The following is a 24,682-nucleotide window of genomic DNA, read 5'->3' on the forward strand; positions in this document are numbered from 1 at the left end:
AGTGTCTAGAATTTGTGACGCATGCCGATACGCAGAAAGGTTTGCCTATCGCTGCTTGACGCAATCTGAGTATTGATCGCCGCGACAGCCTGTTTGCCGGTTGAGCCTGTTCCTGAAGCCGACTGGTATATGCCAACAACGTACATGTCTGTTCGCTTTGACAGGAAATAGTCAACTCCCAACGCTGTCTGCAAATATTTCGCACCCGGGTTGGTAGCACCGTTCGACTCGCTGACGTCGCTTCCCTTCGTATAGTCGAATGCCGCGCCCACGAGCAGGGTGGGGGTCAGCTGATATTTGACATTGAGTTCCGCGTTATTGAACGTCGCCGTGCCGACATAGCCCTTCGTGTTAAGCGATGCGACCGCGCCAAGGTCCATAAACCTGATGTTGGAGTACGTCGCGCCAATCGTTGCCGCACCAAAGGTGTAAGCCGCGCCCAATGCGACGACCTGGTAGGTATTGGCTGAAACGAAGCCGCTGTAAACCGGCGTAGTGACAGACGACGCGGTGCTGGACGAAGTATTATTGCCGAACATGCTGCCATTGTTCGCTGCAGGTGTTCGGGCGTTCAGATAACCCACCCCAAGTACCAACGGACCGTTGGCATAGCCGGCGCCTACCGACCATATCTGGTTCGACGTGAAGTTGCCTGCGACGCCGCCCATGCTATACGTGCCGCCGAATGTCAAACCGGCAAGATTCGCACTTGTGTACTTGATGGTGTTATTTGTGCGGTATGAGTTGTTAAGATTGTCGAGATCGCCCGGGTGAGCGCCCATGCTGCTTGCCCACTGGTCCCCGGACTCCAGCGGACCGACATAGTCCACGACGGAATCGTATTGACGGCCTAGCGTAATCGTTCCGACGCCGCCGGACACACCGACATATGCCTGGCGGCCGAACATCAAACCGCCTTGACCAAGCTTTCCGGTGCTGACGTCAAAACCGTTCTCCAGCACGAAGACTGCCTTCATGCCACTGCCGAGATCTTCTGCGCCGCGTAGTCCCCATCGACTGGCTTGCAGGCCTCCGCTCGTCAGACTATAGAGCCGCTTCCCGCCAGCGTTGGAATTGTAGTTGACTCCCTCGTCGAGGATGCCATAGAACGTCACGTTGTTTTGCGCTTGACCAACGCTGGCGAGTGCACTCAGAACGCTGAGCGCAAAGTAATGCTTTTTCATCGATTGATCTCCAGAAGGGGCATGCTCTTTTTTTTAAATCTAAGGTCACTGTATTCTCAAACGGACTACTAAATATATATTCGCGATCGAATAGAATTTTTCAACGAATCGCATCTCGTTGGATTTATGCTGATTTGTGACTGACGGGCAGGAAATCAAGAAATACAGCAATCGAAACGGAGCGCCCTACTGAAGATACGTTTCCACGACCTTGACCCAATAGGTCGCCCCGAGACTGATGATGCGGTCATTGAAGTCGTATTTTGGGTTGTGGCACATGCACCCACCCCACTGGCCGACGCCATTGCCGATGAACACGTAGCTACCCGGAACAGCCTGCGCCATCCATGCAAAATCTTCGCTGGCAAGTACGGATTTCGTGTCGTGGAGCACATTCTCGGCACCGACGATCGCCGACGCGACACCGCGCGCGAGCGCCGTAGGGGATTCGGCGTTCATTACCACTGGCACCAGTTGCTTATAGTGAATCGAGGCTTCCACACCGAAGCACTGTGCCTGAGCCTCGACTATCCCGCGCACGCGTGCCTCAATGCGCTCACGGATCTCAGGGCTGGTTGAGCGTATATTGAGCATCAGTTCCACGGACTCGGGAATGACGTTGTGTGTTGCTCCTGCATGGATTGCGCCGATGCTGACGACACCCGTGTCCGTCGCCGCGAGATTGCGCGCGACGATGGTTTGCAACGCCATGATGAGAGAGCCGGCGGCGACGATGGGGTCGCGTGTCTTGTCAGGCATTGCCCCATGACCACCCACACCTGTCAGCTTGATCGTTGCTATATCGGACCCCGCTAACATGTCGCCGTCCTTCACAACGAATTGGCCGACAGGGATGCCGGGTCCATTGTGCAGTGCGTACACGGCATCGCACGGAAAGCGTTTGAATAAGCCGTCCTCGATCATCCGGCGTGCGCCGCCGAGGTTCTCCTCATCGGGCTGAAAAATCAGGTTTAGGGTGCCGTTGAATGACCGGCTTCGCGCAATATGTTTTGCTGCGGCGAGCAGGATGGCCGTGTGTCCGTCATGCCCGCAAGCGTGCATCTTTCCGGGCGTACGGCTCGCGTAGGGCAGACCAGTTTTCTCGAAGATCGGTAGCGCATCCATATCAGCGCGGATGCCGATCGTTCGTTTACTCGTTCCGAGCTTGAGTTGAGCAACGACGCCCATTCCGCCGATACCTGTGTAGACGCTGTAGCCCCAGTCTCGAAGCAGGCCTGCGACGAAATCAGCGGTCTCGTCGACGTCTGCCCCAAGTTCCGGATTCGCATGGAGACGACGCCGGATCTCGATGAACATTCCTTCCTCGGCCACGATTTCCGCGATCAGACGGTCTTCAGCAAATCCCTTCTCCAAAACCAACGGCATTTCTAAATCTCCATTCGTTGAAGTAGTGCGGCGCGCTCAGTCGGTGCGCCGCTCTTGCGCCGCTATCAGGCCGGCAAGCGAAATGAGGCTGCATACGACCATGTACCATGCGGGCGACATCTGGTTTCCGGTGGTGCTAATGAGCCACGTCACGATAAATTGGGCGAAGCCACCAAAAATCGAGACGCCTACACTGTAGACAACCGAAAGGCCGGTTGCCCGAACGTGCTTCGGGAACGATTCGAGCAGGAGCAACATCATCGGGATCGATGAGCCGGCAAGGCACGCTACCAGACACGCGATGATGACGAGTGCGATGCCAATATCGGTGGTGTGATTAAGCAACCAGAATGCTGGATAGATCAAGACAGCGCCCATGACCATCGCGCACATCACCATGGGCTTCCTGCGCCCCAGGCGGTCCGCTATAAGGCCCGCGAGAGGTGCGCCGACCATCAATGTGGCGCCGGAGACGCATCCTGCCAGGAAGGCCGTGGACGGCGGTAAGTGCAGCACGCGAATCAGATACGTGGGCATGTAGAACACGACGACGTACATAGCGGCCGTGCTGCTGATGATCAGCGAGATGCCGATTATCAACTGGCGTTTATAGTTGGACAGCACTTCTCGGAAGGCGCTTTGGGGCCTAGGCGCGTCCGTGTGTGTTTCGTCGAGCGCCTGACGGATGTACATGCCCACAGGACCGATTAACAGTCCGAACAGGAAAGGTACCCGCCAACCCCACGTCTCGAGGTTCACTGGTGATAAGAGGTTCGACAACGCAAATCCGCTCAGAGCGCCGATCAGTGCTGCTGCACCTTGGCTACCTACTTGCCAGCTCGTAAGAAAGCCGCGACTGGAGGGCCCGCTCGACTCCATGAGCAGGGTGGTCGATGCCCCAATTTCCCCGCCTGCTGAAAACCCCTGGATCAATCGTCCAATGACGATCAATATTGGAGCCAGCACTCCTATGCTCTTGTATGTCGGAGCTAGTCCGATGAGCGCAGTGCCTACGGCCATCATCATGATCGTCAGCGTCATTGCTGCTTTTCGACCAGCGCGGTCCGCATAATTGCCGATCAGCACACCACCGAGGGGGCGCATCACAAAGCCGATGCCGAACGTCGCTACGGCCATTAACAAGGAACCGAAAGGCGTGTCTGACGGAAAAAATTGCTTTCCGATAAGAAGCGCGAAGAAGCTGTAAATCGTGAAATCGAACATCTCAAGACCGTTTCCGAGTGCTGTTGCGGCGATCAGCTTGAAATTTGACGCTCGGACCTCAGTGGATGCACTGATCGCCGAATCTACGGCCGGGCTATGCAGATTTGCCATGACGATTCCGGTGGGGTGGTGGGTGTCGCGCGTTTGACGCGGTGATCCAACAATGAAGGCGTCAATTTGTTACCGCAATTCGTTTGTTTTTATGCCGATTACTTTTTCTTATCGCCAACTTTTACGTTAGCTGACGTTCGGCTATCCTCGGGTCTCCTCCTACGACACGGCAACGGATACTTCTAATGAAACTTCACCAGCTTCGCTCGTTGATCGTGGTGGCAGAGAAGGGCAGCATTCGCGAGGCGTCCCGGGTGCTTCACATTACCCAGCCGGCGATTAGCAAGGCACTTTCCGATCTCGAAACTGAACTCGGGGCGCCGTTGCTTTTGCGGTTCAACAATGGTGTGCAACTGACTTCGTATGGGCAGAGTCTGGTCCGGCACGCGCGCGCCATCGAACTGGAGATGCAGCACGCGAAAGAGGACATCGACAATCTGCTAGGAATTGCTCGTGGCAATGTGACGGTAGGCGTCACACCAGCAACCGCAACTGGACCGTTTGCCGAGGCGCTTAAACGATTCATGCGGATGCACCCGCATGTCAGCGTCAACGTGCGTGAACTCCGGCCGCTACAGCTACAAGAGGGGCTGGCGGACGGTTCGATCGATTTGGGATTGGTTTCCCGTATCGGGCAACCAGTCGAACCACGGTTCCATTGGGAGGAGCTTTATACCATTCCGACCGCTTTAGCGGTTCGTGTGGATCACCCACTGCGCGGAAAGAAGTCCCTGCGTGAGCTGGCCCAGTCGGCATGGCTCAGTTGGGATGGCTTCGACGATGCAACAAGCCTGGTAGGGTCGCTCTTCAGCGCCAACGGTGTTGAGCCACCGTCTAGCGTGCTGCGCTGCACGTCGACAACGCTGTACGTGGAAATGGCGACGACGACGGATCTCATTAGCATGTGGAGTGCATTACCTTTCCACATGCCCGAATACAACTCAAAACTGCGCCGAGTGCAGATATCAGAACCGTTGCCCAACATGACGATTGGCTTGATCTGCCGTGACCTGGCCCTCGCGACATCTATCGCGAGGGCGTTGATCGACATGATTCGTGAGAGCAGCGGCAACATGGGAGCTACGTTCCGACGCGCTGGCGCAATTCCCCGCATCAAGCCACCGAAGGGGCGTGAATAGCACGGTGGTGGCGTCACAGGTGTTTAATTGCGATACCCAAAATGCCGCGAGGTCGGCTAACCGGGAAGACAGACAGGGTTTAGAGCAGTTGCTTGCTGCCGTCATCCCGACTGGAAGGCAGTCGCCAGCCAAAGTGCAGCGATACGAGCCGCAGCACAGTACATGCGACGGCTGTTGCCCACGGGGTCCACACCGAGCTTGCGCCGGTGTAGCTGAGAAGAACCTCGACGCTGGCGCCTGCCAGCGCGGCGGAGGCGTAAATTTCCCGCTGCAGGATGCTTGGCACGCGTGACAGCAATATATCTCTGAGCACTCCGCCGCCCACGGCGCTGACCGTTCCCAGAACTATCGCGACTTCCGCGCCGGCATGGGCGGCCAAAGCCTTTTTCGCTCCCGCAACTGCAAACAGTCCAAGGCCGATGGAATCGAAAAGCTGTACAGGCGATTTCATTCGACACACCGTTGGGTAAGAGCACACGACCCAGGCGGCAGCGACCAGCGACACGGCCAGATACCGCCAGCTCGACAGGCCTACCGGCGGAAATGCGCCAAGGCACACGTCCCTCAAAATCCCACCTCCGCACGCGACGATGAAGGTAATGGTCGCAATGCCGAACAGATCCAGCCGCTGCTGACGTGCCGCGACTGCGCCGCTTACGCCAAATGCAAACGTGCCCAACAGGTCGAGTACCGTATAGATCAGATGGCTGTCCATCGCAGGCTATTCGGCGTTCCCGAACCAGGCGAAGGCCGCGCACAGCATCGCTTCAAGTCCGGTGCGCAAGGTTGGGTGCAGCAAAGGCGCGAACTGGGGTGAATGGTTGCTTGGGATAGTATTTATTTGTCGCGCGGCCTTGGCCTGTTCGTACACTTGCGGATCGGTACAGCCCACGAACCAAAACACGTATGGCACTTGCCATGCGCGGCCAAACACACTGAAATCCTCGCTAGCGGCTGCCGGCGCCGTTTCATAGGCGCGGTCGCCAAACCAGGCACCGAAAGCTCCGGCCAGAGTGGCGGAGGCCTGTGCATCGTTGACCGTCAGCGGGTAGCGGTTGATCGTCGTGAACTCGGGGTCGCGTGGTGCATTGGACGCCGAGCATTCGGCGCAGCAGATTCGCTTGATGGCGCCCAGCATATAGTCGCGTACGTCCTCGTCGTAGGTGCGCACGTTCAGCTTCAGCGTGGCATTGTCGGGGATGATGTTTTCCTTGGTGCCAGCCTGTAACGAGCCAACGGTAAGGACGGCCCGATCCTGCGGGGAGATTTCTCGCGATACGATGGTCTGTAGGCGCAGTACTGTCGATGCCGCCATGATGACCGGATCTACCGAGGTTTGCGGCTGGGAGCCGTGCGCGCCGCGGCCGAACAACTTGATTTTCAGGCTGTCACCGGCCGACAGAATGGTGCCGCTGCGATGACCGACGGTGCCAGCCGGCCCGACCATCACATGCTGACCAAGAACGATGTCGGGCTTGGGAAAGCGTTGGAGCATACCGTCGTCGAGCATGCTCTGCGCCCCCTTGCCCACTTCTTCGCCTGGCTGGAACACGGCTAGAAGCGTGCCGTGCCAGGTGTCGAGGTTCTCTGCCAATACCCGCGCCACGCCCATTAACCACGTGACATGCATGTCATGCCCGCAGGAATGGCACACAGGAACTTCCACGCCGTCTTCATCGCGGCTAACCACATCGCTGGCGTAGGGCAGGCCAGTGGCTTCAGCCATGGGCAGCGCGTCCATGTCGGCACGCAGCATTACCACCGGGCCTTCGCCGTTGCGCAGCACTCCGACAACGCCAGTCACGCCTATCTCTTGCGTAACATCGTAGCCATAACGCCCCAGATAGTCGGCGGCAATCTTCGCTGTGCGGAACTCGCACATCGATAGTTCGGGGTTACGGTGGAGATCTTTGTATACCTCCTCCAATTCAGGCAACAGGGCATCAAGCTCGGGGATTAACTTTTTTAAGGACGACATCGGGTATTCCTTCAAATACAAAGGCGGCAAAGTGATGGGAAAACGGCTGCGTCAAGCAGGCGGTAGCAGGCTGTCCATCAGCTTGGATAGCAGACCATCAAGTGCCTTGCGTTCCTTAAGCGAAAGCGCCGACACGAGCCGATCTTCAAGTTCTGCACCCACGGCCGAGGAATCATCTGCGACTTGGGCGCCCTTGGCCGTAGTGCGCAAGCCGACGCTGCGCCGATCGACAGGGTGGGGGGTGCGGGAGATGAGTTTGCGAGACTCAAGCAGCGATAGTGTCTTGGACAGCAGTGTTTTTTCCAGCAACGCGCGGGATGAAACTTCCTTGGGGGTGATGTCAGGGCAGGCGTGGATCAGGCGCAACACCCGCAATCCGCGCACATCCAGATCCCAATGCTGGAGATATACAGCGTTAGCGTGCTCCATGAGTAGAGCACTGGTCATGTCCAGCTTGAAATTCAGAAAATCGGAATACACAGGAAACTCCATGGCGGATAAGCAAAGTATAACAAACTAGTTGAAATATTCAACTAGTTTGTTATACACGGATTGTTCGTCCACCGGTGCAACGGACGCTGTGGAACGCGACCAGATGTAATCACGCACGATTGTTGCAAGTATTGCAATCGAGTTTCCACAAATTAATTTTCATTTGGAACCGGTTCCAAGATAGTATTCAGCAGAATTTCGCCAATGGCGCAATCAAACCTGAACGTGAATTTCAACTTACCCAATGCTTGGGCCGGTCCAATTGGATTTGTCCGCGCCGGATGTAGTGACACGCCCGTTGACCGTTCCAGCAACCTCGAATGCTCAGAGAAAAAATCAGTTCGGAATGCGATCCGGGCGCGCCAAATCTGTCCCGACGTCATGCGCTCAAGACACTCGCGGCTGCGACGCAGCTCGCGTTTCTTTCCCCTACAGCGGTGTTTGCGCAGGGGGCGCGGGTATCGGCGGCCAAGCGTGCGACGAGCGCGCCGTTGCTCGACGCAACGGCCTTCGTGCAATTATCGAAAGCGCTGACCGGCCACGCGTCGATGAACGCGACTTTCGGTGCGCGTTTGTTCGCGACGCTGTGCGCTAGCGATAGTGTTTTTGCCGCGCAGGCAGCGGCGCTCGCGGATGAGATGCATTCAGGGCAGAGCCCGCAACAGCTACTTGCCGCTGCCAATGGTGCCGGGCTGCACGACATCGCGACTGCGATCGTCGCCGGCTGGTACACCGGCACCGTCACGCGCGACCAGCATTCGAAGATGGTCGCGTACGCGGATTCGCTGATGTACGCGACCGTCGCCGACGGTCTGAGCGCGCCGACTTACTGCGCAAACGGACCTCTTTGGTGGGAAAGGCAGCCGCCCGCCGCCGGCGTTTCGACGCCCGCCGAAGCCGCCAGAGCGCGTAGCGCCGCGCCTGCGCCCACCACGCAAAAACAGGCTTGAACATGGTATCGCCCACAATCTCCTCCAGCGGCGATGTCGTCGCGGACGTCGTTATCGTCGGCTCAGGCGTGGTCGGCGCGTTGATCGCCGATCAACTCGCCGGACAAGGCCACTCTGTCGTGATTCTTGAAGCAGGACTGCGCATCGACCGCGCAACCGCTGTCGAGAACTGGCGAAACATGCCATTCCCGAATCGAGTCGGTTCTGACTTTCAGGGTCTGTATCCGCAGGCGAAAGCTGCGCCCGCGCCGCTGTACTTTCCGCCGAACGATTACGTCGCATTGAGTGGCCCAAGCGCGGGTAGTTTCAAGCAGGGCTATCTGCGCACGGTGGGGGGCACGACGTGGCACTGGGCAGCGTCGTGCTGGCGCCATCTACCGGTGGACTTCAAGATGCAATCGACATACGGCGTGGGTCGTGACTGGCCGATCTCGTACGACGATCTCGAACCATACTATTGCCGCGCGGAGGAAGCGCTCGGCGTTGCCGGTCCGAACGATCCCGAACGGCAATCGCCGTCCGAACGCAGCCGTCCGTATCCAATGGACATGGTCCCCTGGGCTTACGGCGACACGCGTTTTGCCGAAATCGTCAATGCGCACGGCTATCGCTCGATCCCAATTCCGCAAGGACGTAGCACGCGACCGTGGAATGGCAGGCCGACCTGCTGCGGCAACAACAACTGTCAGCCGATCTGTCCGATCGGCGCAATGTACAACGGTATTCACACGATTCAGAGCGCCGAAAAGAAGGGCGCAAAAGTGATGGCGGAATCGGTGGTCTACAAGATCGATACTGACGACCAGAACAACATCACCGCGGTTCATTTCTACGATGCGAATCGCCAGTCGCATGCGGCGAAGGGGCGTGCCTTCGTACTCGCGTGCAATGGCATCGAGACGCCACGTCTGTTGCTGCTCGCCGCTAATGCGCGCAATCCCAACGGCATTGCAAACAGCTCGGACCAGGTCGGCCGCAACATGATGGACCACTCCGGTTTTCACTGCACGTTCCTTGCCAACGAGCCGTTGTGGCTGGGTCGCGGACCAGCACAGAGCAGTTGCATCGTCGGTCCGCGCGACGGTGCGTTCCGCTCGAAGTATTCGTCAAACAAGATGATCCTGAACAATATCTCGCGCGTCGCTCCGGCCACGGAGCAGGCATTGCAACTCGGTCTCGTCGGCAAGGAACTGGACGACGAGATTCGCCGCCGCGCGATTTTTGGCGTCGATCTGTCGATCAGCCTTGAGCCGTTGCCCGACCCTAAAAACCGTCTCACGTTGAGCAGAACGCGCCGCGATCCGCATGGTCTTGCGTGCCCCGATATCTACTACGACGTCGGCGATTATGTGCGCGACGGCGCGACCGCTGCGCACGCGCAACTCGAGCATATTGGCCAGTTGTTCGGGGCGCTCGAGTTCAATATCACGAAGAGCCTGAACGCGAATAACCACATCATGGGCGGCACGATCATGGGGGCGAGCGCGAAAGACTCGGTCGTCGATGGCGATTGCCGCGCGCACGATCACGTGAACCTCTGGTTGCCCGGCGGCGGTGCGATGGCGTCAGCTTCGGTGGTGAATACCACACTGTCGATGGCCGCGCTCGCTATCAAATCAGCCGATTCGATCGAAAGAACCTTGCGGCGAGGCTGACATGATCGATCGATTCTTCAATGCGCGCCGCTCGGTGGACGCGGCCAAGAGGCGTCGCCGCGCGTGGGTAGCGATCATCGCGCTCGGCGTGAGTGCGCTTGGTGCAGCAGCCGCGTTTGCGCAAAGCGTCGCGAACTCGGTTACGGGTGCAGCCGCGCCAGATACGGAAACCGCGTTGATCCATCAAGGTCATCTTCTTGCGATTGCGTCCGACTGCATGGCATGTCACACGGTCGCGGACAAAGGCAAACCGTTTGCAGGTGGCTACGGCATCGTGTCGCCGATGGGTACGATCTACTCGACCAACATCACGCCCTCGAAAAGAGCGGGAATAGGCAATTACACCGAGGCGCAGTTCGCGCGCGCGTTGCGCGAAGGCGTTCGCGCCGACGGCGCGCATCTCTATCCGGCGATGCCGTACACCTCATATGTCGGCATGACGGATAAGGACGTGCACGCGCTTTATACGTATTTCATGAAGGGTGTGGAGCCGGTCGACGACGTTCCACCGCAAACGGCATTGCCGCTTCCGTTCAGCATCCGTCAGTCGATGATCGTGTGGAACATGCTGTTTCTGAAGAATCAGCGCTTCACGGTCGATCCGCATCGTAGCGTCGAGTGGAATCGCGGTGCGTACCTGACGAACGTACTCGCGCATTGCAGCGCGTGTCACACGCCGCGTAACTTCATGATGGCCGAAGATATCGACCAGGGATTCAGCGGCGCACAACTTGGGCCCTGGTACGCACCGAACATCACATCGGATCCGGTCAGCGGTATCGGTGCATGGTCCGACGACGAACTCGTCACGTATCTGAAAGCCGGCCACGTCGACGGCAAGAACCAAGCGGCTGGCGGCATGGCCGAAGCGGTGCAAAACAGTTTGCAGTTCCTGTCGGACGACGATCTGAAATCGATCGCAGTCTACCTGCGCAGCACGGCACCGATCCGCACGCCGGGCGAAAGCAAGCCGGCATTCGCGTACGACGGCCATGGTAGCGATGAAGCGTCGCTGCGCGGCATGTCGAGTGAGAACAGTATCGTTCCGCCGTCCTCCGGCGCTGCGTTGTTCAGTGGCTATTGCGCAAGCTGTCATCGCGCGGACGGTTCGGGCAGCGCCGATCAAAGCTATCCGTCGCTATTTCATAATACAGCGACGGGCGGCACGAATTCATCGAATCTGGTCGCGACCATCCTTCATGGTGTGGATCGCAAAGTGGGTGACAGGCACGTGCTTATGCCGAACTTTGGCGAAGAGTCGTACGTACAGCCTCTAACCGACGATCAGATTGCCGCGATCTCGAACTACGTATTGCAGCACTTCGGCAATCCGAAAGCTCCCGTGACTTCAGCCGATGTCGCAGTTGCGCGCCAGGGCGGCCAGTTGCCATTGCTCGCGTGGATTCAGCCGTACATCTTGCCGGTGGCGGGTCTGTGCGGACTCGTGTTGCTGTTCGGCACGTTTGCGTTCTGGAAGTGGCGTGCGCATCAGTCCGAGGTCGCTGACGGCCGGAGCAACGGATAAAAGACCATCGCGTGGCGCGTTATGTGTGAATGAGGGTTCATCTATGTTCAAAGTTGCTGTTTCGTCTCTTCTCGCGTTGGTGGCCCTGAGTGTTGCCGGTGCGACGCAAGCCCAGTCAGTTGATACCCCGAACGTGCCGGAGAAGTTACCGTTTGACGTGCCTTATGGTCCTCCTCTGTCATTGACGCAGGCCCGCAAGGTTATCGATGCCGCCGAGACAGAAGCACATCGACGTAACTGGCAATATGCGGTTGCTGTAGTCGACAGCGCCGGCAATCTGCTGTCGTGTGACAGGATGGACAACACCCAACTGGCGTCGCTCGCGATTGCGGAGGCGAAGGCGCGCGCGTCCGCGCAATTTCGTCGGCCGACGAAGGCGATGCAAGAAGCGGTAAATAACGGCTCAGCGGCTGTGCTGAGCATTCCTGGCATTTTGGCGGGCGAGGGCGGGATTCCGATCGTGATTGACGGCAAACTGGAGGGAGCGGTGGGCGCCAGCGGTGGCGCCGGCGTCCAGGACTCCATAATTGCCCAGGCCGGCGCGGGAGCCATAGCGGTAGCCGCATCGGCAAAATAGTTTCACGAGACGTCATTACCGAGACATCGACATGCAATTATCTATTTCTAAATTCACCCTCTGTGCGCAGGCGGTAATTACGCTGACCATCGCCGTTACCTCATCGACGTTCGCATCTGCGTCCGAAGGGGCCGACTGGATCGTGTCGGGTAACGACGGAAAGTATCAGCGGGTCGAGGGGCGCGATACATATCCCGACACTCACGGCCCTGACACGTTGACGCTTCTCGATGCGAGCCATTTCCCGCCCCAGATAAAGGCGCAGGTGGAGGTCGAGAATGGCATTCAGGGTCCGCCGCAAGCAGTTGCAATTACACCAGACGGCGCCATCGCGCTGGTCGGCGCACCGACTCGCTACGATCATGCAACGAGCAAGCTGCAAATGGATTCATTTGTGCAAGTAGTCGATTTGCACGCGCCGGTGCCTGTCGTGAGCCGGATCGAGATAGGGAGTCATCCTCAAGGGATTGCGATCGACCACGCGGGTCGGCTTGCACTTGTTACGTGTGTCGACGGCAGTGTTGTGGAGCTTCGAATTGACGATGGGAATGTGACGCTCGCCGGGCGTCTGACTGTTGGACACAAACGCCTGGCGGGCGTGAGTTTCACTCATGATGGGCGGCGCGCTTTGGTGGCCATGCGCGATGAGCAGGGCGTCGCTGTGCTCAACGTTGCCGATGCTCGGGTATCAGATAGCGGTTTGCGTTTGTCGAGCGGCGTGGCTCCGTACACGATCGACGTGTCGAGCGATGGTAAGTGGGCTGTCGTGAGTGATGTTGGTCTCGCCGGGTTGCCGTCTTACGCGGGCACGCTCACGGGCGATGCCGATGCAATCACACTTATCGACACGGCGCATGAGCCGTTCCGCGCGGTTCAACACATCACCGTGCCGTCGTTGCCTGAAGGCGTTGCCATTTCGCCAGATGGCAAATGGATTGGCGTCCAGGCAATGGATGGCTCGAATCTGACGCCAGACAATCCAGGTCGTCAGCCGCGCGGGAAGGTACTGTTGTTCGCGATTCGCGACGGACAGGCGGTGAAGGTTTCCGAAGCGGCTGGCGGAGAAGCAGCACAGGGCATCGCGTTCACTGCGGACAGTAAGTACTTGATCGTGCAGTTCAACGTCGAGAAGCAACTCGCATTTTTCGCCGTGGATGGCGGACGCTTGCATGAAGTTGGCCCGCGGATTGCGCTGACCGGTGGGCCGTCGTCGATTCGAACTGCACCGCGCTGAATACGGTGCTGATGCGTGACTGGTTGGAACCATCAAAAAGAGCCACACGGTGCGCGATCCGCTCGTGCAAACGCTATGAGTGTGGCACCGTTCTTGTGCGTATTAGGTAGATTAGGAACGACCATCCCTTGACAGGCAAGAATTCCCCGTACGCGATGCAGGAACCGCTTCCGCCGAGACGCGATGTAGCGACTCACACCAAATGTGCACGCAATTAATTAGCCTCGTGTCTCACGTCCGAGTCGTCGCCCGGTCAGATTAGTTTGCCCGTCGGCATGATGCGCAACTAATTGTTGTCGCGCGAAATAGGTCGCCGTCGCGCCAAGCTTCTTTCACTATTTCCGATCGACATTAACTTTACCGAGTCCGACCGGTGTCGGCGCTGCTGTTCATAGAAACTATTCTGAACGCCCCTCATGCTGCCTCACTGCAGCAAGTCCTTCGCAGCGAGCAAAAGCGGTCTTAAAGTGACCGCTTGAGAGACACGAGTTGCCTGCAGGGCAGCGGACCGATTGCCGCAGAAGTTCCCCTGATTTTGCACCTGCCGTCGAGGCGACATCCGATTCTGCGTTGGAGCGGTGACCTAAGTTTGATGAGTGACAGGACCTTGGCTTACGGGCAAAGTCATCGATGCTAGGAAGGGCGTCGCCGCGTCCACTTCGTCGCTGGGCGCCTGCGCCACCCATGCGCCTGCGTTCAAGGCCGATCGCGCCGCCGGACCTCGCCCTGAGTCGCAGCCGGCGAGTAGCGCTGCGCTGACAGCGTCAACAGTCTGGACGACCGAGCCGGGATACCCCATTGTCGCGAGACAACTGGTATTCCATGAGCAAAATCAACGGACCAAGGACGGAGGAATGCGGTGGATTGCAACCTCGTCCTGAGGCAGCTAAGCCAACGCGCAGTGGGGCGCCGGCAGGGAAGCCTCCCTGCGCTGGATTGGGCTGCGACTGCACGAGGAGTCGGGCAGATTGGCTGAGGACCCGGCGATCATCGGTGGCGACGGGGCGGGGCGCTGGAATAGTTGCCCAACTTGCCCGGAACCTAAATTCGAGGTTCCCGACATGCGCGGATTTTCTCAACGCAACCTGAAATATATGCGCTCGCTTATGCAGGCTTGGCCAGAGGGCCAAATTCGGGCAGAGCCTGCTGCACAATTGCCTTGGTTCCATCTTTCTACCTTACTGCATATGGTCAAGGATTCGAAGCGAGGAAGCGCGTATGCCGGCAAGACGCATGAGCATGGCTGGCCGCGGCACGTTCTGACGATGCAGATCAAGACAGCGCTCTGCGCGAGCCGCCAGTGCCGTGACGAATTTTAGGGGAAGCTTCGCTCGACAACAGTGCGATTTCGCTCGGGATGCGCAGGATGATCCGGACATTGCGGACGTTCTCGGCCTCACTGACGATCCACAGGACCGTAATTCCGAGCAGGCGCGCACGGTGACTTAACACCCGTTATTGCAGCTACGGTTGCCAAGGCGTTAAAGAGAAGAGTGCCTCGAACTCTGTGAGCTCGATTTGCGCATCGCTAACGAAGTTTCGGAGGACCGCTGGTCGGGCTTTGCTGCCGCTGGGACCGGACGACCGCTACGTCAGCAATATGGCGGACTGCGGCCGGTGGTTTGTCGTCGCCGCCGAATGACAGCTTTCTCGATCAGTGACCTCACACTCTCGACCCACTACGGACGGTCGGATGGGGCCATCCAAACGACCGGTTCCAGAGTACAACAGTCATTTCTTTCCTGTCTGGGAAGACCGGCTATCGACCATCTCGACTAGTCTCGAATTGATTCGCCGAAGACCGTTCAACATGGGAGTTGCGCTAGTTACATTCCATCGATGGTCTCCGGCCGCCAAACGATGTTGCACGTACCAAGTCGGTTTGGCTCTATAGAGAGTGCAGTATGTTAATCTCGCTCAATGACCGGGGTTTTACCCTCCTCATTGATCTATTGCACTCTGACCGTTCATCCGCGGCCAGTTGGAATATCCGTTCGCGTCTCCGCCATACCAATATTCCTTTGGCGCTTCGGCTAGTGGAGCGCCTGTCCTGAAGCGCTCGACCAAATCCGGATTGGCAATGAACGGCCGTCCTATGCTGAACAGATCCGCGTCTCCCGCAGCCAGTGTTTTTTCGGCTAGGGCGAGCGTGTATTGATTGTTGGCGATGTAGGCGCCTTTAAAGCGCTTGCGCAGGTCAGTGAAGCTGATGCCTTCTGACGCTTCGCGGCTCAGTTGAGTCACGCCCTCGATGTCGTGTATATAAAGCAATCCGAGGCGTGACAACGCGTCTACATATGCACCGTATGTCTCCATCGTATTGCTGTCGGGCGGTGTGTCATCCGGGGTCGTAGTGACTGGCGAAATGCGGATGCCGACGCGGTCTGCGCCCCAAACATCGATAACGGCTTTGACGACATCGAGTGGGAAACGCAATCGATTCTCTACCGAACCACCATACCTGTCCGAACGATGATTCGTGCTGTCACGAATGAATTGTTCGAGTAGGTAATTATTGGCCGAATGCACTTCGACACCATCGAAGCCGGCAAGCTTGGCGTTTTCCGCAGCACGGCGATATTCCTCGACAATCAACGGGATTTCGTCCGTCGCGAGCGCACGAGGCGTGACAAAATCTTTCATGCCATCGTGGACGCGGATCTGTCCGGCCGGTTTGATCGCCGATGGTGCGACAGGCAGCGCACCGGCATGCATATCGGGGTGTGACATCCGTCCCGTGTGCCAGAGCTGCAGGAAGATCCTGCCCTCTCGGCGATGCACCGCCTCGGTCACGTGTTTCCACGCCTTAATGTGTTCGCTAGTCCAGATCCCCGGCGTGCGTGGGTAGCCACGCGCTTGTGCCGAGATATTGGTCGCCTCTGTGATGATTAGACCTGCATCAGCGCGCTGCGAATAGTAATCGGCGGCATAGTCAGGCGGCACGCCGGCATCGTCCGAGCGACTGCGCGTCATCGGTGCCATCACAACGCGGTTCTTCAGGAGCAAGCCGCCGATTGTAGCCGCTTGCAAAACAGGACTGGATTTGAGATTAGACATCATGGCTATTCCTTCGAGAATTAGTCGTTTGTTTTTCGATGTGATGGTTGTGGATCAGGCCACGACCTTGGCCCAGACCGCCTGGGCGTTGGTGAACTCGCGTAAGCCGAAATGCGACAGTTCGCGCCCGTAGCCACTCTTTTTTACCCCACCGACCGGAATGCGAGCATTCGAGGCGGGATAGCCGTTGATGAATACGCCACCAGTCTCCAGGCGACGTGCGATGCGTTGTGCTTGTGCGATGTCGTTGGTCCAGAGACTGCCGCCCAGTCCGTAATCGCTGGTATTGGCAAGCTCAATCGCGTGTTCTGCGTTGTCTGCCACCGTGATCGCTGCCACCGGCCCGAATGTTTCCTCGTCGAATGCCGCCATGCCCGGGGTGACGTCAGCTAGCACCGTTGGTTCGTAGAAGTTGCCGGTGCCCTCAATTTTCTTGCCACCGAGCAGCAGGGTCGCGCCGGCCGCAATGGTACGTTCGATCTGCTGGTGTAGTTCGTCGCGCAAGTCGTGGCGCGCCATCGGCCCGATCGTGCTCTCAGGATCAAGCGGGTCCCCCGCCTTTACTTGCTTTGCGGCAGCAACGAACTTGCGAGTAAATTCTTCGGCGATGGGCTTTTCAAGAATAAACCGCTTGGCGGCCAGACAGACCTGCCCGGCGTTCTGGAATCGCGCTTTAATGCCCGCTTCCACTGCCAGATCGATATTCGCATCGGACAGGACAACGAAGGCGTCAGCGCCGCCCAACTCCAGCAGGCTCTTCTTGAGTGCTTTTCCTGCTGTGGCAGCCACCGCCGAGCCCGCGCGCATACTTCCTGTCAGCGTGACCGCCGCGATCCGATCATCCTCGATCGTGCGGGCTACTGTCTCGTTGTCGGTATTCAGATTGGCGAAAAGTCCTTTTGGAAAGCCGGCAGCTTCATACGCCTCCTGCAGGGCATAAGGCAGAACCCATAACGTTGGGCGCATGCTTCAGTAAAAAGCCGTTACCCGACAACATGATCGGACCAGAGGCGCGTACCACCTGCCACAAAGGGAAGTTCCATGGCATGACGGCCAGAACCGTGCCGATGGGCAGATACGAAACATGGACCTCGTCATCGCTATCGACTGAGACCGGTTCGTCTGCGATGATCGCAGGGCCATTTTCTGCGATCCACTCGATGGTGGCGGCGCATTTTTCGACCTCTGCGTGCGCTGCGCCGATGGTCTTGCCCATCTCGGCGGTGATGAGAGCGGCCAGGCTATCTGATCTTTCCCGCAAGATCGCCGACAGGCGATGATAGGCAGCGACGCGTTCTCGCATCGGCGTCGCCCGCCACAGGCGGAAAGCTGCAGCACTATCAACAAGCAGGCGCTCCACTTCGTTGGCAGACTGGAATGTATAGGTTGCGATCAGTTCGTTGGTCGCAGGGTTACGCGAGGTCGCGACGTTGACCGCGTTAGTGTTTGGCTGAGCGTTGTGATTCGACATCGTTATTGCCTCCTTGACAGATGAAATCAGCGAATGAGGTGCTGCTCTGATGGTCAGTTTAGGCAAAGCGATCTGAGTGAAGAAGGCGTCTCGTAATCCTATGACTGCGGGTCATAGGCAGCATGGTGTGAGATATACGTCACCAGGGAAAGGTCGGGCCGACCCTTGGCGTCATTGCGACATACGTGAGATCGATACGCGTGATGCCCACATGGGCGGAAATGCGGGTCGGGCGCGGACCATCCAGTTCCGATCAAGATAAGCCGCTAGGTGCCGCTATCGAATGGCAAAGAAATTGAGCAAACGCATTTTGATTTCTTATCTAGCGGTAGCTCGGCGTACGAAAAAAAAGCCAGCCGTAGCTGGGCGGGATCCACCGGCAAATATGCCGTAGGAGGAGGTACTAAAACAAGATGGCTGGCTTGCTATCGATCAAGACAGCAACCAGCCTTAGGCCGCATTTTGCCGATGCTCCAGATCAGCTTAGTGACCCGAATAGATCGACTTCGTAGCGATATTGGCGGTTGGCTTAAGCGAGGCGCCTGATGAGGATGATCCGCCCGAGACTCCACCGTAACCCGAAGCGGCGTTATTTTTCGCGGTGACACGTGCTTCGGCGGCTTGAATCTGCACCGGATAAGTTGCTTGGTCGCCAGCACCCGGCTGGTAGCCCGCCTGTTCAAGTTGAGCCAAATCAGCACGCACTTGCGCACGGCTAACAGGTGCCTCTGACTGGGCGAACGACGATACAGCCGGAATAGCAAAAGCAGCGGCGACGACGAGTGATTGAATGAGTTTCATGATACTTACCTCCAGACTTGGGTTTTGTTCGCAAACACCCGTTTGCGATTTAGTGATGCCAGTCTAGACAAAGCGATTCGAGTGAAGAAGGCGTCTTGTAATCCTATGACTGCGTGTCATAGGCAGTATGGCGCGGGATATACGTCACCAGCGAAAGGTCGGGCCGACCCTCCGGCGTCAACGCAACATACGTGAAATCGATATGTCCGGAAGTCGGATGCCGCAGACGTTTGCTGCCCTCATCAAAACCTTTCACGTCCGTGTCCTGCCACCAGTCACGGAACTCAGCGCTCTGTTGCGAGAGTTCATTAATCAGATCGTCGAACGGAACTTTGTCCTGCGCATGCGCGCGCGAGGCGCGGAACGTGGAGATCATGCCGCGCGCCATCTGCTCCCAATCGAGGATCAGCGTGCGATAGGGGCGATAGAGAAACAGCAGGCGTAACGTATTGCGCTCGTGCGGCTGCAGCGAGCCGTAATCGACGAAAAGGTCCGCAATCGCATCATTCCAGGCGAGTATGTCTAATCGCGTGTTGCGCACGTAGGCAGGGATGGGGTTGATCGCGCGAACCAGCCTATCCAGACCTTCGGTAACTCCGCCGGTGGTCACGACGGCCGGTTCCTCACGGGCCGAAAGCGCAAAGAGATGAGAGGATTCGACCCGATCGAGTTTGAGAATCTTCGAGATGCGCCGCAGTGCGTCTGCGGAGGGCTGGATGTCGCGTCCCTGTTCGAGCCAGGTGTACCAACTGACGCTGACGCCTGCGAGCACGGCGACTTCTTCGCGCCGCAAGCCCGGTGTGCGCCGCGGGCCCTCAGGCAGACCAAATTCCTTAGGCTGCAGACGCGCCCGTCGACTGGAGAGGAAGGTACCTAGCTCACGGCGTTGTTCGGGAGAGGTTTTCTTGACCATATCGCGCAATGTTCCTATGCCGAAAATATTGGGCCGAACAAGCGCCGACATTCGTAATGTCATTGAGCACAGCAATGGATAGTGCGCCTGCGATGGTTGGGGCGGCCAGTACCGCCGCCTGTGTAAGCTGCTGAGTATAAAGTGCCCAACGCGTCGTGAGGTATGACGTCGCCGGATCGCGCGGGCTCATTTTCCTGAGCGTCGCGCGATGCCCAGCCCATTTTATGCCCGATTATCCAGCTCCGGTATGCCGCTGTTACCGTCGGCATAGGCGGCCTTGAAGCTCGGCCGTTGTTGCCAACGCTGCCAGTAGGCATCCAAAAATTCAAAACGCTCGTCGAGCGGAGTGGCGTTCACCGGGAACTTCGAGAACGCGATTGCGGTCGCCAGCGTTATGTCAGAGAAGGTCGGCTCATCACCGCCCAGCAGCCACTGCCGTCCGTCCGACAGATGCTTGTTGACCAGCGCGGCATGGGCCAATGCTTCCTTGCGGCAGTGCTCACCCCATGCCTCGTTCTTCGTCAGTTCAAGCTTGAAACCGAGACCCGTATGCAAAACGTGGAAGGCCGTGACAATCCGATACAGGATGTGAACCCAGATGCGGTTGTCCCACATATTGTCCAAGCCCTGCTCCAAGGGCGTGTCGCCCATAATCTTTCGACCGGGATAGGACTGGTCGAGATATCTGACAACGGCGGCAGTCTCGGAAAGGAAGCTACCGTCAGCAAGTTCAAGCGTCGGCGTTTCGCCCCATGGATTCATTTTCAAGTGACGCCAGCCACGCTGTTCGCCGACCGGCGTCATGTCATAGATGGTTTCGTCAAACTGATCTGCGATCCCCTTTTCATGCATGAACAGACGCAGGCGCTGTGGGTTGGGGAAGGCCGAGGGCGAGGTGAAGACGTGCAGTTTGGTAGTCATTTGCGTCGTTCCTGAATGTAAGTTGAAGATGGCGCCAACCCGTATGCGTATAGGAGCTGGTCACAATTCCTTGTCTGCGCGAGCAGTGAATGCACTTTATTACCTTGCTGTCCATACATAAATGGTGTAAACATCAATTCATCTATTACATTTTGGAACAAACAATGGCCGCCATCGAATCGATCCAGCTCGGCAGCATCGAGCAATTTTGTAAAGCCGCGGAGTTGGGAAGTTTCACAGGCGCGGCCGAGGTTTTTGGCGTAACCCCGGCAGCGGTCAGTCGATCGATCAGTCGGCTCGAACAGCGCCTTGGTGTGCGCCTGTTTTCGCGGACAACGCGCAGCGTCAAGGTCACAAATGAAGGGGAGCTTTATTGGAAGGAGTGTCAGATAGCGCTCGATCAAATCGCCGAGGCCGAGCGCGCGATCACCGGCGCACAGACAGTGCCGAGTGGGCTGCTGCGCATCAGCGTCAGTGCCGCTTACGGGACATATCGCTTACTGCCTTTGATGCCCAGGTTCACCGAGGCCTATCCACAGATCGACATCGAGATAAGTATCTCCGACAAGATCATTGATTTTGTTGAAGAGGGGTTTGATCTTGCTATCCGATTAGGCATCCAGCGTGATTCGCGACTGGTGGCATATAAGCTGGAGGATGCGTCTTTAGGCGTTTTCAGTACACCAGATTACTTACGTAGAAGAGGCACGCCGCTATCGCTCAATGACCTTGAGAAGCATAACTGCATTCAATACGTGTCCCCTAATACTGGGCGACCGATGCAGTGGTTGTTTACTGATGAAAAAGGGGCCGAGATTGAACAACCGATAAAGAGCCGAATGCGGGTACTCAATGATGCGCTAGGGTGCGTCGCCTGGGTCAATGCGAGCGGCGGCCTTTACCAGACCTACCGTTTCGCCGCGGCAGAAGCTTTAAAGCGTGGCGATCTCGTGGAGGTTCTTCAGAAATATGGTGGACGCTCCCGCCCGTTCTCCATCCTCTATCCACAGAATCGCCACTTATCAGCGAAAGTGCGTGCGTTTGTCGACTTTCTACGGTCAGCCGTAAGCGCGTAGTCAGCGGAGCAAGCACAGTCCTTTCAGGATCTTCCAAAATTTATCGTTCCGTGGACGCGACGGGTATGACTCGCCAGTATCAGCTACGCGTGATAGTCCGCTTTTAGCGGCGGAGCCGACTCACGGACCTCAATGTGAGCACCTAAACGGACGTCCGCAGATGGCCGACCCCGGTTTGACACGGACCGCCACAACGCGCCGTCGTCGATCAGGCCGCATTCGACCCAAGTCGACCCAGACCCGTCGCTCGACCTACAAAGACGCAACCGTCCGGTAGATGCACACCACCGGTCATCGCAAGGCGCATGAATACAAACCGCCAAGAGTACGCATCACACACCGTTAGCAATTGCATCGTCACAGGACCGCTCGACAACGAAAGAAAAGTGAACTTGGATCGATGGATCGCGCGTTTGCCGCGCCATCGAAACTGCCGCAAGCATCTTATTCAGCAGTTCAGGTATCGTCCGTCTCGCACAGGAATGCATCGGTACACAACGTGTCCATCGGCGGTTTTTTCTTGCTGCAGCCTGAGATCCCACCGTTCACCGTTTATGAACAGCGCTATGCCCGTGATCTTAGTTTCATCCCAAATCGATAAATTTCTATTTTTCTCTGGAAAGAAGATAAGTTCGGCACCGCTTTCCAGGTCCAACTCGGAGCGAATTTTTCCTGTCGTTGAACGATCACTCCATTGAAATTTCACGCCCCCACTTACAAATGTCGCCTTGGTGACGTGTTGTTTATCATCGAGTACCAATTTAATCGTTTCATTTTTCAGTACGGAAACCGGGTACATAACCAAATCTGCATTGCCAAGCTCAGTCCGGCGGATTACCCCTTTGATGGGATTTCTGAAGATGTAGAGATAGGGAATCGTGCTCGAGAGATAGTCGTACAACTCTGGGGATTGTTGTAGATCGCTCAACTGAAGTAACTTCTCAGTCGCAGAATAGCGATTAGTTCCATTCACAACGTTATTGGATTCGGCATTCTTCGGAATGTTTGCCATTCGCTTGCTCGCCTCATGTAGGTAAGCATCGAACAGTCCATTTTGCAACGGCAAATCGAGCCATAAATCCATCGTCACATCCTGAAAGCGGGTGACCGAGCGTTGGATTTGCCTCAGCAATTCCACGGTTTCCTGCTTCTTCTCCTCGTCCGCTTTCTTATCTTTTGCGTATTCACGGATTTCGATGGCGAGTGCGATCAAAGTCGCACCGATGCCCAATACCAAAAGTGTCCATCCACTTGACGATAGGTGTTTCTTATCATCTGTTTTTGTCTCTAAGAGGGTACCCAGAACTCCCGAAAGTCCGGCCACGATAATTCCCGCGACCTTTAGGATGCTTAGCGTCAGGTCACCGGCGGTCCATTTCGTTTGCGCGCCATCCAACGTATCAGCTGCGGCAATACCAAGAGCAATATATGCAGCGCCTAGGAAAACGATCTTGATGAGTTTATTGGCCACACATTCCTCGCTCGATTTCTGCCGACTGCTTTTAACCGTCCGTTTAAAGCGAGACGCCGTGTTGCTGTCCACGCGTGGTGCCGATCTCAGCGTGGTGCTTTTCCCTATCTTCTTGGGGCAAGAGACGATTCAGAATTTCGTCCACTGCCTCGCCGGGCGAACCGCTGACAAGTCACTGTAGGTTACGACTTGCCAGAAACCCAGATTGATAGGGTTTCGAAAGCTTCGGCCGACCGGGGTCGAGCAGACCCCGTCTCTCAACTGATGGGGGCTGCTCCCAGTCCCCGGACGGTCCCGGCATAAAGCCGCGCTGACCGTACCAGCGCGCGATTGAACGCGCTACAGAAATGAACCAACCGAGCTCGTCTGGATTTCGGCTGCGGTGCTCCTATGCTATAGGCGGTGCGTTCTGTTGGAGAACGTTCATGCCGAACACCGCGTCGAATGTTTGGGATTTTTTGAAGAGCTTACCCAAGGGACTATTAGCCGGGCTGTTAATCGCTCTGCTAATCGCCGTGCTGATACTGGTGGGATCCCTCTCATACGAAGTTCATCAAGGGCGGGACATCGACGTGGGTAAAAACGGGCTGAAAATGAGGGCTAAGGAGGATCCAAAAATAACAAACTGCAAGATCATAGAAGGGAAGCTGACCGGCGTAGAGCAAGCAGTAGCGACGCTGAACACGAACGATCAGCATCAAATCGATGAATTGCAAGCTTCGCTTAAAGAGTTACAAAAAAGACAGGATGAGCTATATCCCGAGAATCCGGTTACCGCCATTCGAGCTGTACAGCCACAGATAGATCAAACGCGGAGCGATATCGTTACGCACGTGGGCACTTTATCTGAAGCCATAAAGTCGCTTACGCAGCAAATTTCGAATATAAGGCAACTGTGCTCTTTGTTGGATCCGCCTCGCGCAGCTTCCCAATGAAATATCGGCGTTGGTTTTGAGATCTGATTGGACTCTCTCTTTATCCCGCCTCTCCCGCAGAGGTACAGATGACGGTCATTCGTTTGTAGTTCTTGTCGCTGACCACACAGTTTTCACCTTCATTCGTTGAACTCGGCAGGCGGAATCAGTTTCGACCGGCTGGTGCGGATCGTTGAACGGCTGGGTCCGCAAACATTGCTGAATGTTTGCAAAGGCCTCAACCAGCGTTCGCCGCGCGTCCGGCGGATTTCCGAGTGAACCAGCCGTTCGAGTGACCACTGCTTTGCTGAGGCGAACGGCAGAAAGTGGCCGGTTGTATCCGTTCGGCGAGGACGCCACAAAGCGGCCGTTGGCGTCGAGCGAACCTGCGAATGGCTGCTCACCGTGCCGGTTGCTGAACGAGTACAGTCGGCCATGAAGAGACAGCTGTTCGGCGCCACCGAATGGCCGGTCATGGCGCCATGGCAGCCATTTAAAGCATCGATGGTCCGTGTCTCTATCGCCGTGCTCCCCCCGCTGTCCCCTGGCGAATCCCAAGTAGATCGAAGTCAGGTATCTGAGTCAGTATTTTCGAGGCTACTT

Annotated in this window: 23 protein-coding genes; 9 read left to right on the top strand and 14 right to left on the bottom strand. The window is 57.0% G+C overall.

Annotated elements, in window-relative coordinates; genetic code table 11:
- Window positions 1-5: 5 nt before the first annotated feature.
- The 3 genes from P0D68_RS18265 to P0D68_RS18275 all read right to left on the bottom strand — a co-directional run bounded on the left by P0D68_RS18265 (window position 6) and on the right by P0D68_RS18275 (window position 3,905).
- Window positions 6-1,184 (bottom strand): porin, encoded by a 1,179-nt coding sequence (locus P0D68_RS18265; protein ID WP_408298700.1) that lies wholly within the window; start codon window positions 1,182-1,184, stop codon window positions 6-8.
- Window positions 1,185-1,370: 186 nt separating this feature from the next.
- Window positions 1,371-2,570: a M20 aminoacylase family protein gene (locus P0D68_RS18270; protein WP_408298702.1), complete on the bottom strand. Its 1,200-nt coding sequence runs from the start codon at window positions 2,568-2,570 to the stop codon at window positions 1,371-1,373.
- Window positions 2,571-2,606: 36 nt separating this feature from the next.
- The gene (locus tag P0D68_RS18275) at window positions 2,607-3,905 is read right to left on the bottom strand and encodes an MFS transporter (RefSeq protein ID WP_408298704.1); all 1,299 of its coding nucleotides are present in this window, start codon (window positions 3,903-3,905) and stop codon (window positions 2,607-2,609) included.
- Between the two features lie 185 nt (window positions 3,906-4,090).
- Between P0D68_RS18275 and P0D68_RS18280 the strand changes: the two genes are divergently transcribed.
- Window positions 4,091-5,044 (top strand): LysR family transcriptional regulator, encoded by a 954-nt coding sequence (locus P0D68_RS18280; RefSeq protein WP_408298706.1) that lies wholly within the window; start codon window positions 4,091-4,093, stop codon window positions 5,042-5,044.
- Between the two features lie 79 nt (window positions 5,045-5,123).
- Here the strand turns inward: P0D68_RS18280 and P0D68_RS18285 are convergent, their stop codons facing one another.
- The 3 genes from P0D68_RS18285 to P0D68_RS18295 are packed head-to-tail and all read right to left on the bottom strand — an operon-like array spanning window position 5,124 to window position 7,502.
- Window positions 5,124-5,759, bottom strand: a complete 636-nt coding sequence (locus P0D68_RS18285; RefSeq protein WP_091808653.1) for a trimeric intracellular cation channel family protein — start codon at window positions 5,757-5,759, stop codon at window positions 5,124-5,126.
- A gap of 6 nt (window positions 5,760-5,765) precedes the next feature.
- Window positions 5,766-7,022: a M20 family metallopeptidase gene (locus P0D68_RS18290; protein WP_408298708.1), complete on the bottom strand. Its 1,257-nt coding sequence runs from the start codon at window positions 7,020-7,022 to the stop codon at window positions 5,766-5,768.
- 51 nt (window positions 7,023-7,073) lie between these two features.
- Entirely contained in the window at window positions 7,074-7,502 is a 429-nt protein-coding gene (locus P0D68_RS18295; RefSeq protein WP_408298710.1) for a MarR family winged helix-turn-helix transcriptional regulator, read from the bottom strand.
- A gap of 332 nt (window positions 7,503-7,834) precedes the next feature.
- On the opposite strand from P0D68_RS18295, the gene P0D68_RS18300 reads away from it, so the two are divergent.
- The 6 genes from P0D68_RS18300 (at window position 7,835) to P0D68_RS18325 (ending at window position 14,774) form a co-directional block, all read left to right on the top strand.
- Window positions 7,835-8,464: a sugar dehydrogenase complex small subunit gene (locus tag P0D68_RS18300; protein WP_408298712.1), complete on the top strand. Its 630-nt coding sequence runs from the start codon at window positions 7,835-7,837 to the stop codon at window positions 8,462-8,464.
- A 2-nt stretch (window positions 8,465-8,466) separates the two neighbouring features.
- A complete protein-coding gene (locus P0D68_RS18305) occupies window positions 8,467-10,119 on the top strand; it encodes a GMC family oxidoreductase (protein ID WP_408298714.1) in 1,653 nt (550 codons plus the stop codon).
- A 1-nt stretch (window position 10,120) separates the two neighbouring features.
- Window positions 10,121-11,644 carry a c-type cytochrome gene (locus P0D68_RS18310; RefSeq protein WP_408298716.1) on the top strand — a complete coding sequence of 508 codons (1,524 nt, stop codon included), beginning with the start codon at window positions 10,121-10,123 and terminating at the stop codon, window positions 11,642-11,644.
- A 43-nt stretch (window positions 11,645-11,687) separates the two neighbouring features.
- Window positions 11,688-12,221, top strand: a complete 534-nt coding sequence (locus P0D68_RS18315) for a GlcG/HbpS family heme-binding protein (RefSeq protein WP_408298718.1) — start codon at window positions 11,688-11,690, stop codon at window positions 12,219-12,221.
- 31 nt (window positions 12,222-12,252) lie between these two features.
- A complete protein-coding gene (locus P0D68_RS18320) occupies window positions 12,253-13,455 on the top strand; it encodes a YncE family protein (protein ID WP_408298720.1) in 1,203 nt (400 codons plus the stop codon).
- Window positions 13,456-14,423: 968 nt separating this feature from the next.
- Entirely contained in the window at window positions 14,424-14,774 is a 351-nt protein-coding gene (locus P0D68_RS18325) for a DUF1016 N-terminal domain-containing protein (protein ID WP_408298722.1), read from the top strand.
- A 622-nt stretch (window positions 14,775-15,396) separates the two neighbouring features.
- On the opposite strand, the gene P0D68_RS18330 is transcribed toward P0D68_RS18325, so the two are convergent.
- From P0D68_RS18330 to P0D68_RS18355, 6 genes are all read right to left on the bottom strand, one after another.
- The gene (locus P0D68_RS18330; protein WP_408298724.1) at window positions 15,397-16,515 is read right to left on the bottom strand and encodes an alkene reductase; all 1,119 of its coding nucleotides are present in this window, start codon (window positions 16,513-16,515) and stop codon (window positions 15,397-15,399) included.
- Window positions 16,516-16,566: 51 nt separating this feature from the next.
- Window positions 16,567-17,478: an aldehyde dehydrogenase family protein gene (locus P0D68_RS18335; protein ID WP_408298726.1), complete on the bottom strand. Its 912-nt coding sequence runs from the start codon at window positions 17,476-17,478 to the stop codon at window positions 16,567-16,569.
- Window positions 17,429-17,983 carry an aldehyde dehydrogenase family protein gene (locus tag P0D68_RS18340; RefSeq protein ID WP_408298728.1) on the bottom strand — a complete coding sequence of 185 codons (555 nt, stop codon included), beginning with the start codon at window positions 17,981-17,983 and terminating at the stop codon, window positions 17,429-17,431. Before P0D68_RS18340 ends, P0D68_RS18335 begins: the two co-directional genes overlap by 50 nt.
- 483 nt (window positions 17,984-18,466) lie before the next feature.
- A complete protein-coding gene (locus tag P0D68_RS18345; RefSeq protein ID WP_408187828.1) occupies window positions 18,467-18,784 on the bottom strand; it encodes a DUF4148 domain-containing protein in 318 nt (105 codons plus the stop codon).
- A 103-nt stretch (window positions 18,785-18,887) separates the two neighbouring features.
- Window positions 18,888-19,748 carry a helix-turn-helix transcriptional regulator gene (locus tag P0D68_RS18350; protein ID WP_286162067.1) on the bottom strand — a complete coding sequence of 287 codons (861 nt, stop codon included), beginning with the start codon at window positions 19,746-19,748 and terminating at the stop codon, window positions 18,888-18,890.
- A 171-nt stretch (window positions 19,749-19,919) separates the two neighbouring features.
- Window positions 19,920-20,618, bottom strand: coding sequence for a glutathione S-transferase family protein (locus P0D68_RS18355; RefSeq protein WP_091801144.1), 699 nt, complete (start codon window positions 20,616-20,618; stop codon window positions 19,920-19,922).
- A gap of 164 nt (window positions 20,619-20,782) precedes the next feature.
- Here P0D68_RS18355 and P0D68_RS18360 point away from each other — a divergent pair, with 164 nt between their 5' ends.
- Window positions 20,783-21,694: a LysR family transcriptional regulator gene (locus P0D68_RS18360; protein ID WP_091808680.1), complete on the top strand. Its 912-nt coding sequence runs from the start codon at window positions 20,783-20,785 to the stop codon at window positions 21,692-21,694.
- A 448-nt stretch (window positions 21,695-22,142) separates the two neighbouring features.
- Here P0D68_RS18360 and P0D68_RS18365 read toward each other — a convergent pair whose 3' ends face one another.
- Window positions 22,143-23,165 carry a hypothetical protein gene (locus P0D68_RS18365; RefSeq protein ID WP_408468737.1) on the bottom strand — a complete coding sequence of 341 codons (1,023 nt, stop codon included), beginning with the start codon at window positions 23,163-23,165 and terminating at the stop codon, window positions 22,143-22,145.
- A 425-nt stretch (window positions 23,166-23,590) separates the two neighbouring features.
- On the opposite strand from P0D68_RS18365, the gene P0D68_RS18370 reads away from it, so the two are divergent.
- Window positions 23,591-24,100 (top strand): hypothetical protein, encoded by a 510-nt coding sequence (locus P0D68_RS18370; RefSeq protein ID WP_408298733.1) that lies wholly within the window; start codon window positions 23,591-23,593, stop codon window positions 24,098-24,100.
- 119 nt (window positions 24,101-24,219) lie between these two features.
- On the opposite strand, the gene P0D68_RS18375 is transcribed toward P0D68_RS18370, so the two are convergent.
- Window positions 24,220-24,555 carry a hypothetical protein gene (locus P0D68_RS18375; RefSeq protein WP_408298735.1) on the bottom strand — a complete coding sequence of 112 codons (336 nt, stop codon included), beginning with the start codon at window positions 24,553-24,555 and terminating at the stop codon, window positions 24,220-24,222.
- Window positions 24,556-24,682: the final 127 nt, after the last annotated feature.

The sequence above is a fragment of the Paraburkholderia sp. RL17-380-BIE-A genome (assembly GCF_046028085.1).
Taxonomy (GTDB): Bacteria; Pseudomonadota; Gammaproteobacteria; order Burkholderiales; family Burkholderiaceae; genus Paraburkholderia.

Excerpts from the sequence above, each read along its gene's own strand:
- P0D68_RS18265 (WP_408298700.1), bottom strand. The coding sequence starts at position 1,184 with ATGAAAAAGCATTACTTTGCGCTCAGCGTTCTGAGTGCACTCGCCAGC.
- P0D68_RS18270 (WP_408298702.1), bottom strand. The coding sequence starts at position 2,570 with ATGCCGTTGGTTTTGGAGAAGGGATTTGCTGAAGACCGTCTGATCGCG.
- P0D68_RS18275 (WP_408298704.1), bottom strand. The coding sequence starts at position 3,905 with ATGGCAAATCTGCATAGCCCGGCCGTAGATTCGGCGATCAGTGCATCC.
- P0D68_RS18280 (WP_408298706.1), top strand. The coding sequence starts at position 4,091 with ATGAAACTTCACCAGCTTCGCTCGTTGATCGTGGTGGCAGAGAAGGGC.
- P0D68_RS18285 (WP_091808653.1), bottom strand. The coding sequence starts at position 5,759 with ATGGACAGCCATCTGATCTATACGGTACTCGACCTGTTGGGCACGTTT.
- P0D68_RS18290 (WP_408298708.1), bottom strand. The coding sequence starts at position 7,022 with ATGTCGTCCTTAAAAAAGTTAATCCCCGAGCTTGATGCCCTGTTGCCT.
- P0D68_RS18300 (WP_408298712.1), top strand. The coding sequence starts at position 7,835 with ATGCTCAGAGAAAAAATCAGTTCGGAATGCGATCCGGGCGCGCCAAAT.
- P0D68_RS18305 (WP_408298714.1), top strand. The coding sequence starts at position 8,467 with ATGGTATCGCCCACAATCTCCTCCAGCGGCGATGTCGTCGCGGACGTC.
- P0D68_RS18310 (WP_408298716.1), top strand. The coding sequence starts at position 10,121 with ATGATCGATCGATTCTTCAATGCGCGCCGCTCGGTGGACGCGGCCAAG.
- P0D68_RS18315 (WP_408298718.1), top strand. The coding sequence starts at position 11,688 with ATGTTCAAAGTTGCTGTTTCGTCTCTTCTCGCGTTGGTGGCCCTGAGT.
- P0D68_RS18320 (WP_408298720.1), top strand. The coding sequence starts at position 12,253 with ATGCAATTATCTATTTCTAAATTCACCCTCTGTGCGCAGGCGGTAATT.
- P0D68_RS18330 (WP_408298724.1), bottom strand. The coding sequence starts at position 16,515 with ATGATGTCTAATCTCAAATCCAGTCCTGTTTTGCAAGCGGCTACAATC.
- P0D68_RS18335 (WP_408298726.1), bottom strand. The coding sequence starts at position 17,478 with ATGCGCCCAACGTTATGGGTTCTGCCTTATGCCCTGCAGGAGGCGTAT.
- P0D68_RS18340 (WP_408298728.1), bottom strand. The coding sequence starts at position 17,983 with ATGTCGAATCACAACGCTCAGCCAAACACTAACGCGGTCAACGTCGCG.
- P0D68_RS18345 (WP_408187828.1), bottom strand. The coding sequence starts at position 18,784 with ATGAAACTCATTCAATCACTCGTCGTCGCCGCTGCTTTTGCTATTCCG.
- P0D68_RS18350 (WP_286162067.1), bottom strand. The coding sequence starts at position 19,748 with ATGTCGGCGCTTGTTCGGCCCAATATTTTCGGCATAGGAACATTGCGC.
- P0D68_RS18355 (WP_091801144.1), bottom strand. The coding sequence starts at position 20,618 with ATGACTACCAAACTGCACGTCTTCACCTCGCCCTCGGCCTTCCCCAAC.
- P0D68_RS18360 (WP_091808680.1), top strand. The coding sequence starts at position 20,783 with ATGGCCGCCATCGAATCGATCCAGCTCGGCAGCATCGAGCAATTTTGT.
- P0D68_RS18370 (WP_408298733.1), top strand. The coding sequence starts at position 23,591 with ATGCCGAACACCGCGTCGAATGTTTGGGATTTTTTGAAGAGCTTACCC.
- P0D68_RS18375 (WP_408298735.1), bottom strand. The coding sequence starts at position 24,555 with ATGACCGGCCATTCGGTGGCGCCGAACAGCTGTCTCTTCATGGCCGAC.